Source organism: Neoroseomonas alkaliterrae, from assembly GCF_014199195.1.
In the GTDB taxonomy this organism is placed as follows: domain Bacteria; phylum Pseudomonadota; class Alphaproteobacteria; order Acetobacterales; family Acetobacteraceae; genus Neoroseomonas; species Neoroseomonas alkaliterrae.
The window spans coordinates 550078-565974 of the sequence record NZ_JACIJE010000001.1 but is presented as its reverse complement, the minus strand read 5'-3'; the positions used below and the strand labels follow the sequence as shown (position 1 = coordinate 565974).

At 72.5% G+C, this 15897-nt stretch carries 14 protein-coding genes; 9 read left to right on the top strand and 5 right to left on the bottom strand.

Going from position 1 to position 15897, the window contains the following annotated elements:
* From FHS88_RS02695 to FHS88_RS02685, 3 genes are all read right to left on the bottom strand, one after another.
* Complete coding sequence (locus FHS88_RS02695) at window positions 1–858, bottom strand: MaoC/PaaZ C-terminal domain-containing protein (RefSeq protein ID WP_184481014.1); 858 nt, start codon at window positions 856–858, stop codon at window positions 1–3.
* Window positions 855–2993: an acetate--CoA ligase family protein gene (locus tag FHS88_RS02690; protein ID WP_246419201.1), complete on the bottom strand. Its 2139-nt coding sequence runs from the start codon at window positions 2991–2993 to the stop codon at window positions 855–857. Before FHS88_RS02690 ends, FHS88_RS02695 begins: the two co-directional genes overlap by 4 nt.
* A gap of 211 nt (window positions 2994–3204) precedes the next feature.
* On the bottom strand, window positions 3205–4521 hold the full coding sequence (locus FHS88_RS02685; protein WP_184481012.1) for a lytic transglycosylase domain-containing protein: 1317 nt from the start codon (window positions 4519–4521) through the stop codon (window positions 3205–3207).
* 301 nt (window positions 4522–4822) lie between these two features.
* Here FHS88_RS02685 and FHS88_RS02680 point away from each other — a divergent pair, with 301 nt between their 5' ends.
* From FHS88_RS02680 to FHS88_RS02670, 3 genes are read left to right on the top strand one after another with little or no spacing between them, the layout of a single operon-like run.
* Window positions 4823–5353: a glycine zipper 2TM domain-containing protein gene (locus tag FHS88_RS02680; RefSeq protein ID WP_184481010.1), complete on the top strand. Its 531-nt coding sequence runs from the start codon at window positions 4823–4825 to the stop codon at window positions 5351–5353.
* Between the two features lie 45 nt (window positions 5354–5398).
* Complete coding sequence (locus FHS88_RS02675) at window positions 5399–6232, top strand: ABC transporter permease (RefSeq protein ID WP_184481008.1); 834 nt, start codon at window positions 5399–5401, stop codon at window positions 6230–6232.
* Between the two features lie 4 nt (window positions 6233–6236).
* Window positions 6237–6977: an ABC transporter ATP-binding protein gene (locus FHS88_RS02670; RefSeq protein WP_184481006.1), complete on the top strand. Its 741-nt coding sequence runs from the start codon at window positions 6237–6239 to the stop codon at window positions 6975–6977.
* A gap of 141 nt (window positions 6978–7118) precedes the next feature.
* Here FHS88_RS02670 and FHS88_RS02665 read toward each other — a convergent pair whose 3' ends face one another.
* Window positions 7119–7628, bottom strand: a complete 510-nt coding sequence (locus tag FHS88_RS02665) for a septal ring lytic transglycosylase RlpA family protein (RefSeq protein WP_184481004.1) — start codon at window positions 7626–7628, stop codon at window positions 7119–7121.
* A gap of 399 nt (window positions 7629–8027) precedes the next feature.
* On the opposite strand from FHS88_RS02665, the gene FHS88_RS02660 reads away from it, so the two are divergent.
* From FHS88_RS02660 to FHS88_RS02640, 5 genes are all read left to right on the top strand, one after another.
* Window positions 8028–9272, top strand: a complete 1245-nt coding sequence (locus FHS88_RS02660; protein WP_184481002.1) for a Zn-dependent hydrolase — start codon at window positions 8028–8030, stop codon at window positions 9270–9272.
* A gap of 35 nt (window positions 9273–9307) precedes the next feature.
* A complete protein-coding gene (locus tag FHS88_RS02655; RefSeq protein ID WP_184481000.1) occupies window positions 9308–10384 on the top strand; it encodes a calcium:proton antiporter in 1077 nt (358 codons plus the stop codon).
* 81 nt (window positions 10385–10465) lie between these two features.
* Window positions 10466–12508, top strand: coding sequence for a transketolase (gene tkt, locus FHS88_RS02650; RefSeq protein ID WP_184480999.1), 2043 nt, complete (start codon window positions 10466–10468; stop codon window positions 12506–12508).
* A 34-nt stretch (window positions 12509–12542) separates the two neighbouring features.
* On the top strand, window positions 12543–13562 hold the full coding sequence (gap, locus tag FHS88_RS02645; RefSeq protein WP_184480997.1) for a type I glyceraldehyde-3-phosphate dehydrogenase: 1020 nt from the start codon (window positions 12543–12545) through the stop codon (window positions 13560–13562).
* Window positions 13563–13681: 119 nt separating this feature from the next.
* Window positions 13682–14161, top strand: coding sequence for a flavin reductase family protein (locus FHS88_RS02640; protein WP_338146366.1), 480 nt, complete (start codon window positions 13682–13684; stop codon window positions 14159–14161).
* Window positions 14162–14237: 76 nt separating this feature from the next.
* Here the strand turns inward: FHS88_RS02640 and FHS88_RS02635 are convergent, their stop codons facing one another.
* Window positions 14238–14624, bottom strand: coding sequence for a DUF6636 domain-containing protein (locus tag FHS88_RS02635; RefSeq protein WP_184480995.1), 387 nt, complete (start codon window positions 14622–14624; stop codon window positions 14238–14240).
* Between the two features lie 30 nt (window positions 14625–14654).
* Here FHS88_RS02635 and FHS88_RS02630 point away from each other — a divergent pair, with 30 nt between their 5' ends.
* Complete coding sequence (locus FHS88_RS02630; protein ID WP_184480994.1) at window positions 14655–15848, top strand: phosphoglycerate kinase; 1194 nt, start codon at window positions 14655–14657, stop codon at window positions 15846–15848.
* Window positions 15849–15897 lie beyond the last annotated feature (49 nt).

Sequence of the window (15897 nt, the reverse complement as noted above, 5' to 3'; positions counted from 1 at the left end):
TTACGGGTGACGGAACAGGCCGTTGCTGACTACGACCTTGTCGCGCTCCACGACGCGGGCGCGGAAGGCCGCGCCCCCTTCCTCGTGCCATATCTCGGTGCGGATGGTCTCGCCCGGATAGACGGGGGAGGAGAAGCGCAGGTCCATCCGCCCGAAGCGCGCCGGATCATAGCCGCACAGCGCCTTCATCAGCGCGTGGCAGACCACGCCGAAGGTGCAGAGGCCGTGCAGGATCGGCTGCCGGAAGCCGGCCTTGGCCGCCACCTCCGGGTCGATGTGCAGCGGGTTGTGGTCGCCGTTGAGGCGATAGACGATCGCCTGCTCCGGCCGCGTCGCGAGGTCGAGCGTGATGTCCGGCGCGCGCTCGGGCTCGGGGTGCGGCTTCTTCACCGGGCCGGAGGGGCCGCCGAAGCCGCCGTCGCCGCGCGCGAAGGTGGTGCCTTCCAGCGTCGCGAGCCTCTCGCCCGTCTTCGCATCCAGCACGACGCGCTCGTTGTAGAGCAGCGCGCCCTTGCCGGGCCCGCGGTCCACGATGGCGCTGATGCGCGAGCGGCCGATGATCTCGCCTTCCGCCGGCAGCGGCCTGTGCAGGATGACGGACTGCTCGCCATGGAGCACCTGCGTCCAGTCCACGCCCGTGTCCGGGTTGCGCAGCCAGAAGCCCGGATAGCCGAGCACCACCGCCATGGAGGGCATGGCCTTCAGCCGCGGCTCGTAGAGAAAATCGAGCTGCTTCTGGTCCATCGGGTCCTGCCCGAGGCCGATCGAGAAATTGTAGAGCGCGGTGTCCTGCCAGCGGATGGTCTGGCGGATCTCCGGGATCGGGTAGTTGAGCAGGTGCTCGTAGTTGATGGTCACGTCGTTTCCTCCACCTCGATCACGGCATCCGCGGCGAAGGCGCCCTGGCCTTCGGGCAGAACCAGCAGCGGGTTCACGTCCACCGACAACAGGCGGTCCCCCGCGCCGGCGGCGAAGCGCGACAGCGCGGCGAGCGCGCCGGCCAGCGCCTTCACATCCGCCTTGGGCCGCCCGCGCGCGCCGTCGAGCAGCGGGAAGCCCTTGAGCGAGCGGATCATCCGCTCCGCCTCGGCCTCGCCGAAGGGGCAGCGGCGGAAGGACACGTCCTTCAGGATCTCGATGAACACGCCGCCGAGGCCGACCATCGCCACCGGGCCGAAGACCGGGTCGCGCGCGATGCCGAGCGCCATCTCCACCGCGCCCTTGATTTGCTTCGCGATCAGCACGCCCTCGATGCGCGCGCCCGGCGCGCGTTCGGCGGCGCGCTGCAGCAGCGTGGCGTGCGCCTCCCGCACGGCAGCCGCATCGGCGAGGTCGAGGATGACGCCGCCGATCTCGCTCTTGTGCAGGATGTCAGGCGAGAGGATTTTTGCCACCACCGGGTAGCCGAAGGCTTCCGCCGCGGCGACCGCCTCCTCGGCGGAGGCGCACGCCTTCTCCGGCACCGCGGGCACGCCGGCCGCGGCGAGGATGCGCTTGCCCTCGGCCTCGCTCGGCGTGGTCGCGGGCAGGCGCACCGGCGGGACCACGATCTCCTCGGACGGCGGCGCGGCGAAGGCGGCGCCGAAGCGGCCCATGGCCTCGATGGCCGCGACCGCGCGCGTCGGGTCCTCGAAGACCAGGAAGCCGTCCTCCTCATAGGCCTTCACCTTGTCGGGCGGGGCGATGGCCGAGAGCACCCAGAGCCGGTCGGGGAACCTCTCCCGCGCCTGCTTGAGGTAAGGCCGCAGCTTCGGCGCCATGGTGGTCGAGCCGCCGGTCTGCGTCAGGAACACCAGCATCGAGCCGTAGCCGCCGGCCTCGGCCGTGGTTTCCAGGAATTGCGGGAACAGCTCCGTCTGGTTCACCGCCTGCGCGGTGCAGTCCACCGGATTGCGCGGCGCGCAGAAGGAGATCAGGGATTTCAGATGCGCCTGCGCCGCCTCCGGCATCGGCGGCATGGGCACGCCCATCGCCTCCGCCGCGTCCGAGATCAGCACGCCCGCGCCGCCCGAGACGGTGATGACGCCCATGCTGTTGCGCACCGGGTAGATGCGCTTCGTCGCGGCATAGGCGATGTCGAGCATCTGCTCGGTGGTGTTCGCGCGCACCACGCCGAATTCGTCCAGCACCGCCTGGGTGACGGCGTCGTCGCCGGCGATGGAGGCGGTGTGGGACTTCGCCGCATGGCCGCCGAGCTCCGAGCGGCCGACCTTCATCATCACCACCGGCTTGCGGTTGCGCCGCGCGAGGTCGAGGGCGGCGGTGAAGCGCGCGCTCTCGCGGATCCCTTCCGCATAGGCGCAGATCACCTCGACCTCTGACGCCTGCGCCATCCAGCCGATCACCTCTCCGAGGGAGACATCGCTCTCATTGCCGGTGGTCACGCAGACCGGCGTGCCGATCCCCCGCGCGCGGGAGACGGCGAAGACATGCGTGCCATAAGCCCCCGATTGCGAGGCGATGCCGATATTGCCCGGCAGCGGCCAGCCCTGTTCGAAGGACAGGGAGAACATCGGGTAGAAATTCACCGCCGCGTTGAACAGGCCGAGGCAGTTCGGCCCCAGGACGCGCATCCCGTGCCGGCGCGCGGCGGCCACCATGCGGTCCTGCGCGGCCTGGCCGGCCTCGTCCACCTCGGCGAAGCCGGCGGTGAAGACGATGGCCGCGCGGCAGCCCTTCGCACCCAGATCGTCCACCGCCTGCACCGCGGCCTCCCCCGGCACCGCCACGATGGCCACGTCCGGCACCTGCGGCAGCGCGGCGACGGAGGCATGGGCCGGGAGGCCCTGGACCGTCGGCCGGTTCGGGTTCACGGGCAGGATGGCGCCCTGGAATCCCTGGCGCAGCATGTAGGCGATCGGCCGCCCGCCGATGCGCGTGGCGTCGTCCGAGGCGCCGATGACGGCGACGGAGCGGGGCCTGACCATGGCGTCGAGGGCGGCGAAGCCCGTCGCGGGGGGCATGCTGGGTGCGTGGCCGCCTTCGGCGGGCATGATGGACGTTCCTCCGGCAAAGAGGGCGGCAGGGTGGCCTCCGGGGAACGGCACGGCAAGGGGGCGAGCCCCGCGCCGGGAGGGAGGCGGCTGCGCATCCCTCCCGCGGGACCGGCGCGGCGCGCCCCGAAACGCGAGGACGCGCGGCACGGCGCCGCGCGTCCCCTGGCATGCTCCGGCGGGGCCGCGCTGCCGGCGGCCCGCGTCTGTCTCAGGCGCCCGGCGCGACCACCGTGCAGGCGCCGCGGGCGCGCAGCCGGTTGCAGGCCTGCTCGGCGGCGCTGCGGGTCAGGCCGGTCACGCGCGCCCGGTAGAGCGTCGTGTTGCCCTGGCGCACCGGCGTCACGCTGGTGCGCGAGCCGAGCGTGGCCACCACCTCCCGCGCCTGGTTGGCCGAGGTGCGGGCCAGGTTCTCGGAGGAGAAGGCGCCCACCTGCACCGCCCATTGCGCGCCGCCCGCGGGGGCGGCGGCGGCGGGCGCGGGCGGCGGGGCGCCGCGCGGCGCGGGTGGCGGCACCGGCGCCGCCGGCAGCGTGCTGGCGCGCGCCGAGCCCACCAGGCCGAAGCGGCCGAGCGGCGCGGCGGCCGGGGCGCGGCGCTCCGGCGGGTCGAGTGCCGCGACGGCGACGCGCTGGGCGGCGGTCTCGGCCTGCTGCTGCTCGGCGCGCTCGATCTCGGACTGCCGGGCGGCCTCGGCCAGCGCGGCGCGGGCCGAGGCGGTCAGCGTCGGGTTCTCCACGCCGGTCATGTGGACCGGGGCGGCGGGCGGCGCGGGCAGCGGGACCGGGGTGAGGCTCGCCACCTGCGTCCGCGGCGCCACGGGCGGCGGCGGCGGGGCGGCGGCGACCTGCACCGGCGGCGGGGCGGCGCGCTGCGCGGCGAGCGCGACCGCGGTGCCGCCCGTCATCGGGCGCGGTCCGGGCGGGATGTAGTGCCCGATATCGGCGGCGGCATAGACTTCCGGCGGGGCGCGGCGGTTCGGCGCGGCCCCGGCGATGCGCGGGGCGATGCGCGCGACGTAGTTGCGCGTCTCGTTCGGCAGGCCGCGCCCGCCCCAAAGGTAGTCCTCGAGCCGCCGCGGGCCGGCATTGTAGGCGGCGAGGAAGGCCGGGCTGCCGTAGAGCTCGTACATCTCGCGCAGATAGGCGGTGCCGGCCTGGATGCTGTCATAGGGATGATACGGATCGGGGCCGAGGCCGTAGCGCTCCCGCAGCTCGCGATAGGTGCCGGGCATGACCTGCATCAGCCCCATCGCGCCGGCATGGGAGGTGGCGTTGGGCCGGCCGCCGCTCTCCTGGCGCATCACCTCGCGGATCCAGAGTTCGGGGATGTCGAAGCGGCGCGAGGCGTCGCGGATCCAGGGGCCCCAGGGGTCGTGGGGAGGGCCGGGCGGGGCGGTGCTGTCGGGCCGGTTGTAGAAGGGCGAGTTGGCCGCGCTGCGCTGGCCGCTGTCGGCGCAGGCGGCGAGCATCGCCAGCAGCGCCACGGCCATGAGTGCGCGCGCGCCGCGGCTCGGAGTTCCGGTCATTCCCCCTGCTCTCCATTCCGGTCCCGTCGCACGGGCCGCCCCACAGTCGGGATCGCCGGAAATCCCCCTCCGGCCGTCCCGGGCAGGCCCGCACGCGGGCGTGAACGCCACTGGTCTGAAAGGTTGCGTAGGCCAGGCTCCGGCGCCGGGTCAAGCATTGCGGCGCTCACGCATCATGTGGTGGGTCCGCATCCGCCGCCGGTGCCAGATGACGCAGCAGCGCACCATATTGTGGCCGGAGCGCGGCGAACCGAAGATGCCGCCCCTCCGACCGCCGCCTCCGATCAGGGAGTTTCCGACGATGTTCCAAGCCCGCCGCCTCGCACCGCTCGCCGCCGTCATCGCCCTGGGCGGCGGGCTCGTGGCCTGCGCGCCCGCGACCAACACCACGGTGGACCGCTACGCCCTCGGCACCTCGGGCTATGTTTCCTACGGCACCATCGTGGGCATGCGCCCGGTCGCGGTCAGCGGCACGCGCAGCGGCATCGGCGCGGGCACGGGCGCGGTGGCGGGCGGCCTCGTCGGCTCGACCATCGGCGGCGACTGGCGCGCGCGCACCGTGGGCGGCGTGGTCGGCGCGCTCGCGGGCGGCATCGCCGGCGCGGCGATCGAGGAAGGGGTGACGCGCGGCAACGCCGTCGAGTTCATCATCCGCGACGACACCGGCCAGACCCGCGCCGTGGTGCAGACGAACGAACTCGGCCTGACGGTGGGCGAGCGCGTGGTCATCACCCAGACCGACCGCATCCGCCTCTCCCGCGCGGGCGGCGCGGCGCCGGTCGGCGTCGGCGGCGGCTACGGCGGGCCGATCGACGCGCGCGGCGGGAAGTAGCCCGCCCTTCCTGCGCGCGCGGGCAGCGTGTAGAAGCCCGCGCCGATGCGCGACGCCACCGCCCATGTCCATGACTTCGACGCCGCCACGCCGCGGCGGCGCGAACGCGCGATCGAGGATCTCGCCGGCGGCCTCGCGCGCTGGCGCCTCGCCTGGGCGCTGGCGCGCAGCGACATCACGCACCGCTACCGGGGCTCGGTGCTCGGTCCCTTCTGGCTGACGCTCTCCACCGCGGTCATGCTCGGGGCGCTCGGCTTCCTCTATGCCAAGCTGTTCCGCATCGACCCCACCGACTACCTGCCCTGGCTCTCGGTCAGCCTGATCGTGTGGAACGTGCTCTCGGCCATGGTGACCGACGCGACGACCAGCCTGACCTCGGCCGAGGGCGTGATCCGGCAGATGCCGCTGCCCTATTCGGTCCATGCCATGCGCGTGGTCATCCGCAACGCGCTGATGGCCGCCCACAACCTGCCGCTGATCCTGGTGGTGTTCTTCATCTTCGGCACGCCGCTGAGCTGGACGGCGCTGCTCGCCATACCGGGCTTCCTGCTGCTGGCGGTCGGCGGCTTCGCGGCGGCGATCCTGCTCGGCATGGTCTGCGCCCGCTTCCGCGACATCCCGCCCATCGTCGGCTCGCTGATGCAGGTGGCCTTCTTCGTCTCGGCGGTGATCTGGAAGCCCGACATGGTCGGGCACTGGGAGCCGTTCCTGCCGCTCAACCCGTTCTTCGCGGTCATGGAGGCGGTGCGCGCCCCGATCATGGGCAAGACCGGCGGGCTCGCCGTCTGGCTCGCCGCCCTCGCCTGGACCGGGCTTCTGGTGGCCGCGGCCTGGGCCTTCTTCGTCCGCTTCCGCGGGCGCATCGCCTTCTGGGTCTAGGGCGATGGCGCTGATCGAGGCGGCGGGACTCGCCATCGAGTTCCCGCTCTACCACCACAATGCGCGCTCGCTGAAGCAGCGCATCCTCGCCTCCTCGGGGCTGCGGCTGAAGACCGACACCGACAACCGCGTCGTCGTCGCGGCGCTGCGCGAGCTCACCTTCTCCATCCGCGACGGGGAGCGCGTCGCGCTGGTCGGGCCGAACGGGGCGGGAAAGACGACCCTGCTGCGCACCGTCGCCGGGGTCTATGAGCCCGTGGCCGGGCGGCTGCGCGTGGAGGGGGAGATCGGCTCCCTGATCGACCCCGCGGCCGGGATGGACCCGCTGCTGACGGGGCGCGAGAATGTGGTGCTGCGCGCCCTCTATCGCGGCATGACCGAGGCCGAGGGCCGCGCGCTGGCCGAGGAGGTGGCGGGCTTCGCGGGGCTCGGGGATTTCCTCGACGTGCCGATCCGCGGCTATTCGGCGGGGATGAACGTGCGGCTGTCCTTCGCCATGGCGACGGCGATGACGCCCGAGATCCTGCTGATGGACGAATGGTTCCTCGCCGGGGACGCCGAGTTCATGGCACGCGCCTCGGAACGCCTGGCGCAGCTCGTGACCGGGGCGCAGATCCTGCTGATCGCGACGCACGACATGGCCGTGGTGCGCAAATGGTGCACGCGGGCGATCCGGCTCGAGGGCGGGCGCATCACCGCCGACGGCCCGGTCGCCGAGGTGCTCGGGCCCGAGGACAGGGAGTAGGGCGCCGGCCGCGCGGCGGGGCGTCATCCCGGCGCGCCGCGGCTTCGCCCGGGGCCTCGCCGAACGGGGCCGCCGGCCTCGCGGGGCGAGGGGCGCGGAACCGAAGCCCGATCCTCGCCAGGAGCGGACGGCTGCCGCCCGTCAGTCGGCCGCCTCGGCCACCTCGACCAGCGGCACCACCTCCACCCGAGCGATGCCGCTGCGGACCATGTCGAGGTCGCGCGCGATGCGCGGGCTGACATCCACGATGCGGCCGCGGATCCAGGGCCCGCGGTCGAGCACCCGGGCGGTCGCGCTGCGGCCGTTCTCGAGGTTGGTCACCCGCACCACCGTCCCGAAGGGCAGGTTGCGATGGGCGATGGTGTCCGAATGCGGGTCGAAGGGTTGGCCATTGGCCATGCGCCGGCCGGTGAAGCGCGGCCCGTAGAAGGAGGCGATGCCGGTCTGCACGCCGCCGGCGGGCCGCAGGGCCGAGGCGGCGGGCGCGGCGGCGGGCGGCGCGGCGGCGGCCTCCTCGGCCGGCTGGGCGCAGGCGGTGGCGAGCAGGCAGACGGCGATCAGCGCGCCGCCCGCGGCGGCACGGGGCGCGCGCCGGGCCGGGCGCGGCGCGGGCGCCTCGGAACGGCGGCAGGCGTGGCGGGGGAACCCCATGGGGACACTCCTGGGCGGTTCGGTCTGCACGAGGTGGACGGAAAGGATGCGCCGATGGCGCGATCCGCCCGGCCAATGCTGGGCAAGTGATTGTGGCAGCACGGAGGCTGCCGGCGGCTGCTCCATGCAGCAGAATGGGGCGGGATGCAACTCCACCCCGGCACAGCCTCGGCACGGAGCACGGCACGACTGGGGCGTGACTGGCGCGCCGGGCCTTTATTCGGCAAGTATGGGGGCACGATTTCTATTATGACTTGTCCCATGCATGATTGAATTCGGCGCCATGACAACTGTATTCGCGGACCGCCCGAAGCCGGCGGGCGGGCGGGCCGGGGCGTGGACAGGCGGGGCGGGGCGGCCTACTCCGGACCCCTGCCAGCAAGAGGGACCCGACGCGCCATGAGCGGCACCAACCAGCGGATCGACGGCAAGCGGCTTTGGGACAGCCTGATGGCCATGGCCGAGATCGGCGCCACGCCCAAGGGCGGCGTGAAGCGCCTGACCCTCTCGGACGTGGACAAGAAGGGCCGCGACACCTTCAAGGGCTGGTGCGAGGCCCTCGGCCTGACGGTGCGGGTGGACGCCATCGGCAACATGTTCGCCCGCCGCGAGGGCCGCGACCCCAAGCGCCTGCCGGTGCTGATGGGCAGCCACCTCGACAGCCAGCCGACAGGCGGCAAGTTCGACGGCGCGCTCGGCGTCATCGCGGGCCTCGAGGTGATGCGCACCCTCAACGACCTCAACATCGTCACCGAGGCGCCGATCGAGTTGGTCAACTGGACGGACGAGGAAGGCTCGCGCTTCGGCCATTCGCTGATGGGCTCGGGCGTCTGGGCCGGGGTCTATACGCTGGAGAAGGCCTACGGCCTGAAGGACGTGGACGGGGTCTCGGTCTCCGAGGCGCTCGAGAGCATCGGCTACAAGGGCGAGCATCCGGCGAGGCCCTTCCCGGCCGACGCCTATTTCGAGCTGCACATCGAGCAGGGCCCGATCCTCGAGCGCGAGGGCAGGCAGGTCGGCATCGTCACCGGCGCGCAGGCGCAGGTCTGGTACGATGCCGTCATCACCGGCCGCGAGAGCCATGCCGGCACCACCCCGCCCTCGATGCGCCGCGATGCGCTGGTCGCCGCCGCGCGGGTCGTCACGCTGGTGGACGAGCTGATGCGCGCGCGCGGGGAGGATGGCCGCGGCACGGTGGGCTTCCTGCAGATCCCGCAGCCGAGCCGCAATGTGGTGCCCGGCGAGGTCCGCTTCAGCGTCGAGTTCCGCCACCCCGAGGATGCCGAGATCCGGACCCTCGCCGCGACCTTCCCCGAGCAGGCGCGCAAGCTGGTCGAGGCCACCGGCTGCAGGCTGGACCTGACGGAACTCTTCGTCATCCCCGCCCAGCCCTTCGACCCCGCCTGCGTCGACCTCGTCCGCCAGGCGGCGCAGCGGCTCGGCTTCTCGGCGCGGGAGATCATCTCCGGCGCGGGGCATGACGCGGTCTATGTCGCGCGCTCGGTGCCGACCGCGATGATCTTCACCCCCTGCAAGGACGGGCTTTCCCACAACGAGGCCGAGAGCATCCTGCCCGAGGAGGCCGAGGCCGGCTGCCAGGTGCTGTTCGAGGCGGTGGTCGCGCGCGCCAACCGGCCGGCCTAGCGCCGGCCGCGCAGGCGAGCCGCGGCCCGGACGCCATGGCGCGCGCCCCGACCAGCCGGATCCCCCTCCACACCGCCCTGCTGCCGCCGGCCGGCGTGGCGGCCTGGCTGGCTTTCGGCCAGGCCGGGCTCGAGCCGCTGGCGCTGCTCCTCGCGGCCATCCTGCTCGGCAACGTGCTCGCCGCCGTGCATCACGCGGAGGTGGTCGCGCGCCGCGTGGGCGAGCCCTACGGCACCATCATCCTCGCCCTCGCGGTGACGGTGATGGAGGTCGGCATGATCGTCGCGCTGATGCTGACCGGGGATCCCAACCCGTCGCTGATGCGCGATTCGGTGCATGCGGCGGTGATGCTGGTGGTGCACGGGCTCGCTGGCCTCTGCATCGTGGTCGCGGCGATCCGCCACCGCCAGGCCGAGTTCCGGGTGGAGGGTGCCAATGCCTTCCTCGCCGTGCTGATCCCGCTCGCCACCCTGGTGCTGGTGGTGCCGAACTTCGTGGTCTCGGTGCCGGGGCCGTTCTACTCGCCGCTCCAGCTGGGCTTCGTCTCGCTGGCCTGCCTCGCGCTCTACGGCGCCTTCATTTTCATCCAGACCGGCTGGCACCGGGACTTCTTCCTGCCCGCCGGCGGCGACAGCGCGCCGATCGCCCCGCCCAGCGGCCGCATCGCGCTGGCCTCGCTCGGGCTGATGACGCTCGCGCTGCTCTCCGTCGTCACGCTTGCCAAGGCGCTCTCCCCGGCGGTGCTCGAGGGGGTGCGCGCGGCCGGCGCGCCGGTGGCGCTGGTCGGCGTCATCGTCGCGGCCATCGTGCTGATGCCGGAAAGCGGCGCGGCGCTCCGCGCGGCGGCGGCCAACCGGATGCAGTCCGCCATCAACCTCGCGCTCGGCTCGGCGGTGGCCTGCATCGGGCTGACGGTGCCGACTGTGGCCGCCGTCTCCTGGTGGCTCGACCAGCCGCTGGAACTCGGCATCGCCCCGGGCGGCACGGTGCTGATGCTGCTCGGCTTCCTGGTCGCGATCATCACCTACGGCACGGGGCGGACGAACCTCCTCTCGGGCATCGTCCACCTCGTGCTGCTCGCGGCCTACGTCTTCTACATCTTCGCGCCCTGAGGGGGGCGCGGTTGCCCCCGGCGGGGCCGCGCCGTATAGCCCCCGCGTCCGTCAGGCCGACCCCCCGGAGCAGAACGAAACGTGGCCAGCATCGCCCCCGCCGCCGATCCCGCGCAGAACCCCGCGCTCGCCACGCAGGCCGAGATCCTCGCCCGGCCGGCGAGCGAGGCGCGGCGCCTCGCCGATGCCATCCGCGCGCTGGCGATCGACGGCGTCGAGGCCGCGAAATCCGGCCATCCCGGCATGCCGATGGGCATGGCCGATGTCGCGACCGTGCTGTTCACGCGGTTCCTGAAGTTCGACGCCGCCGACCCGCGCTGGGCCGACCGCGACCGTTTCGTGCTCAGCGCGGGCCACGGCTCAATGCTGCTCTATGCCCTGCTGCACCTGACGGGGCATGCGGGGATGGGCATCGAGGAGCTGAAGCGCTTCCGCCAGCTCCATTCCCCCGCCGCCGGGCATCCCGAGTTCGGCGAGCATCCGGGCATCGAGACCACCACCGGCCCGCTCGGCCAGGGCATCGCCACCGCGGTCGGCATGGCGCTGGCCGAGCGCATGCTGGCCGCGCGCTTCGGCGCCTCCCTCGTGGATCACCGCACCTGGGTCATCGCCTCGGACGGCGACCTGCAGGAGGGCGTCTCCCACGAGGCCGCCTCGCTCGCGGGGCATCTCGGCCTGTCGAAGCTCTGCGTGCTGTGGGACGACAACCACATCTCGATCGACGGCGACACCGCGCTGTCCTTCACCGAGGACGTGCTGAAGCGCTTCCAGGCCTATGGCTGGGCGGTGCGCCGGGTGGACGGCCATGACCATGAGGCGCTGGCCGCCGCGATGGCCTGGGCCACGCGGAACCGCAAGCCGACGCTGATCGCCTGCCGCACCATCATCGGCCTCGGCGCGCCGACCAAGGCGGGCACGGCGGGCTCGCACGGCTCCCCACTCGGCGCGGCGGAGGCGGCGGCGGCGAAGGAGCTGCTCGGCTGGACCGCGCCGCCCTTCACCGTGCCCGAGGACATCAAGGCCGCCTGGGAGGCCGCCGGCCGCCGCGGCGCGGGCACCCGCCGCTCCTGGCTCAAGCGCCTCGCGAAGCATCCGCAGCAGGCCGAGTTCGACCGCGCCATGGCCGGCCGCCTGCCCGAGACCTGGCGCGACGCGCTCGCCGCGCTGCGCGCGCGCCACGCGGAGGAGAAGCCGAAGATCGCCACGCGCGTCGCCTCCCAGCGCGCTCTGGAGGCGCTGGTCCCCTCGGTGCCGGAGATGGTCGGCGGCTCGGCCGACCTCACCGGGTCGAACAACACCAATGTGAAGGGCATCCCGGCGATCGCGCCGGGCAGCTTCGGCGGCCGCTTCGTCCATTGGGGCGTGCGCGAGCACGGCATGGCCGCGGCGATGAACGGCATGGCGCTGCATGGCGGCATCATCCCCTATTCGGGCACCTTCCTGGTGTTCAGCGACTACATGCGGCCCTCGATCCGCCTTGCCGCGCTGATGCGCCAGCGCGTCATCCACGTGCTGACGCATGATTCCATCGGCCTGGGCGAGGACGGGCCCACGCATCAGCCGGTCGAGCACCTCGCCTCCTTCCGCGCCATGCCCAATGTCTTCGTCTTCCGCCCGGCGGATGCGATGGAGACGGCCGAGTGCTGGGAACTCGCGGTCAAGCGCGCCGACGGCCCCTCGCTGCTCGCGCTCTCGCGCCAGAACCTGCCGGCGCTGCGGACCGATGCCGGGGAGAACCGCTGCGCCCGCGGCGGCTACGTGCTGGCCGAGGCGAGCGCCGCGCGCAAGGCGACGCTGATCGCGACGGGTTCGGAGGTGCATGTCGCGCTCGCCGCGCGCGAGGCGCTGGAGGCCGAGGGCATCCCGACCGCCGTCGTCTCCCTGCCCTGCTGGGAGATCTTCGCCGCCCAGGATGCGTCCTGGCGCGAGCAGGTGCTCGGCACCGGCCTGCGCGTCGGCATCGAGGCGGCGGTGGGCTTCGGCTGGGACCGCTGGCTCGGCGCCGACGGGCTGTTCATCGGCATGGGCGGCTTCGGCGCCTCCGCGCCGGCCGAGGATCTGTTCCGGCATTTCGGGATCACGCCCGATGCCGTGGCGGCGGCGGTGAAGAAGCGCCTCGCCTGACCATCACCCACGCAACGGGAAGGAAGACACGCCAATGGCCGTGAAGGTTGCCATCAACGGGTTCGGACGCATCGGCCGCCTGGTGCTGCGCGCGATGATCGAGAGCGGGCGGCGCGACGTCGAATGCGTCGCCATCAACGACCTCGGCTCGGTCGAGGCGAACGCCCATCTCTTCCGCTACGACAGCGTGCATGGCCGTTTCCCCGGCGAGGTGGCGGTGGACGGCAACCGTCTGATCATCACCGCGAACGGCCGCACCTATGCGCCGATCACCGTGAGCGCCGAGCGCGACCCGACCAAGGTGCCCTTCCAGGGCGTGGACGTGGCCATGGAATGCACCGGCATCTTCACGAGCAAGGAGAAGGCCTCGGCCCTGCTCGCCGCCGGCGCGCGCAAGGTCATCATCTCCGCCCCCGGCGACAATGCGGATGCGACCATCGTCTATGGCGTCAACCACCAGACGCTGACGAAGGAGATGACGGTCATCTCCAACGCCTCCTGCACCACGAACTGCCTGGCGCCCATCGCCAAGGTGCTGCACGAGAATTTCGGCATCCTGCGCGGCTACATGGTGACGATCCACGCCTATACCGGCGACCAGAACACCGTGGACACGCTGCACAAGGACCTGCACCGCGCGCGCGCGGCGGCGGTCTCCGCCATCCCGACCAGCACCGGCGCGGCCAAGGCGGTGGGGCTCGTGATGCCGGAGCTGAAGGGCAAGCTGGACGGCACCGCCATCCGCATCCCGACGCCGAACGTCTCCCTCGTCTCGCTCGACTTCGTGCCGGCGAAGGAAGGCGTGACGAAGGAGGCGGTGAACGCCGCGATGAAGGCGGCGAGCGAATCCGGCCCGCTCAAGGGCATCCTCGGCTACAGCACGGAGCCGCTGGTCTCCATCGACTTCAACCACAACCCGATGTCCTCGACCTTCGATGCGACGCAGACGCAGGTGGTGGATGGCGGGCTCGTGCGCGTGATGTCGTGGTACGACAACGAGTGGGGCTTCTCGAACCGCATGAGCGACACGGCGGCGCTGTTCGGCAGCCTGTGATGGCGCGGAGGGGCGCCGCCCCTCCGGACCACCCCGCCAAGGGCCGAAAGGCCCTTGGATCCCATCGCCTGCGCTCGTTCCCGCTGGCACGGGCCTACCGGTTGATCGAACCGGGGCCGGTGGTGCTTCTGGCCACCAGCCGGCGCGGCATTCCGAACGTCATGGCCATGTCCTGGCACATGATGGTCGAGTTCACGCCGCCGCAGATCGCCTGCATCGTCAGCAACCGCAACCATTCCTTCGAGGCGCTGCGCCGCACGAAGGAATGCGTCATCGGCATTCCGCCGGCGGAGTTCCTGGAGACGGTGGTCGCGATCGGCAACTGCTCGGGTGCGGACACCGACAAGTTCGAAAGCCTCGGCATCGCCAGGAAGCCGGCGCGCCACGTCGCCGCGCCGCTGCTGCCGGACTGCTTCGCCAACCTGGAATGCCGCGTGATCGACACGCGGATGGTCAACGCCTACTGCATGTTCATCCTCGAGGTCGTCCAGGCCTGGATCGACCCCGAGCGGCGCGACGCGAGGATGGTCCACCACCAGGGCTGGGGAAAGTTCGCGGTGGATGGCCGGACGATCAGGCTGCCCTCGGGCAAGGCCTGACCCCGCATCGGTTTCCAGAGGCCTTCCGGCCTCTGGCGGGGAGAACGCGAGAGGGGCGGCGCCCCTCTCACCCCCGTCAGAACAGCCTGAGCCGTGCCCGCGCCATCTCGAAGCCCCGCCCGTCCGCATTGGTGCAGCGCAGGCCGGTCTGCGCCGCCGTGCAGGCCATGCCCGGGCCCTGCCAGGCGCGGCCATAGCCCAGGACGGGATGGCGCGGGTCCGCCACCGTGTCGCCGTGGCACAGCAGCGCCGCCGCCCCCTTGCCGCCGAGTTCCACCGCCCCGCCCCAATCGAGCGCGCAGCCGGGCGGCCGTGGCGGACGCGCATAGGTGAAGTTCAGCACGTCGCAGCGCAGCGTCCCCTCCTGCACCGCGCAGTGGATGTTGCCAGAGGGCAACTGGAAGGCGTCCTGCGCCGATGCTAGGACCGGAAACAAGATCAGGGCCGCGGCCCACCGGACCATGCCATCCTCCGTGCCAGGACATTCGACGCGATGACCTACCGAACCATCGACGCGCTGGACGCCAAGGGCAAGCGCGTGCTGCTGCGCGCCGACCTCAACGTGCCGGTGAAGGACGGGCGCATCACCGACCGCACGCGCATCGAGCGGCTCTGCCCCACGATCGCGGAACTGGCGAATGACGGCGCGCGCGTCGTGATCTGCAGCCATTTCGACCGCCCCAAGGGCAAGCGCGTGCCCGAGATGTCGCTCAGGCCGCTGGTCGAGGCGCTCTCCGCCGCGCTGAAGCGTCCCGTGGCCTGGGCCGATGACTGCATCGGGCCGGAGGCCGAGGCCGCCGTCGCCGCGCTCAAGGACGGCGAGATCCTGCTGCTCGAGAACACCCGCTTCCACGCCGGGGAGGAGAGGAACGACCCGGAGATGGCGGCGGCGCTGGCGCGGCTCGCCGACGCCTATGTGAACGACGCCTTCTCGGCCGCGCATCGCGCCCATGCCAGCACCGAGGGGGTGGCGCATCTGCTGCCCTCCTATGCGGGGCGGCTGATGGAGGCCGAGCTGAAGGCGCTCGATGCCGCGCTCGGCAATCCGGCGCGGCCGGTGGTGGCGATCGTCGGCGGCGCCAAGGTCTCGACCAAGCTCGACCTGCTCGGCAACCTCGCGAAGAAGGTGGACGTGCTCGTCATCGGCGGGGCCATGGCGAACACCTTCCTCGCCGCGCAGGGCCACGATGTCGGCAAGTCGCTGCAGGAGGCGGAGATGCACGAGACGGCGCGCGCCATCCTCGCGGAGGCCAAGGCCGGCGCCTGCGAGATCCTGCTGCCGGTGGACCTCGTGGTGGCCGAGCGGTTCGAGGCCAACGCCCCCACCCGCACGGTCGGCGTGGGCGCGGTGCCGCCGGAGTCCATGGCCCTCGATGTCGGGCCGAAGACCGAGCAGGCGATCGAGCAGCGCCTGCGCTCCGCCTCCACGCTGGTGTGGAACGGCCCGCTCGGGGCCTTCGAGACACCGCCCTTCGACGCCGCCACCGTCGCGGTCGCCGAGGTGGTGGCGGCGCTGACGCAATCGGGGGCGCTGAAATCCATCGGCGGCGGCGGGGACACGGTGGCCGCGCTGCGCCATGCCGGGGTGGCGGACCGGCTGACCTATGTCTCGACCGCCGGCGGCGCCTTCCTGGAATGGCTCGAGGGCAAGACGCTGCCGGGGGTGGCCGCGCTCTCCGCATCGTGATGCGCCGCCGGGCGGGCGCCCGGCGATGCAGCCATTGGTTGCTGGAAGG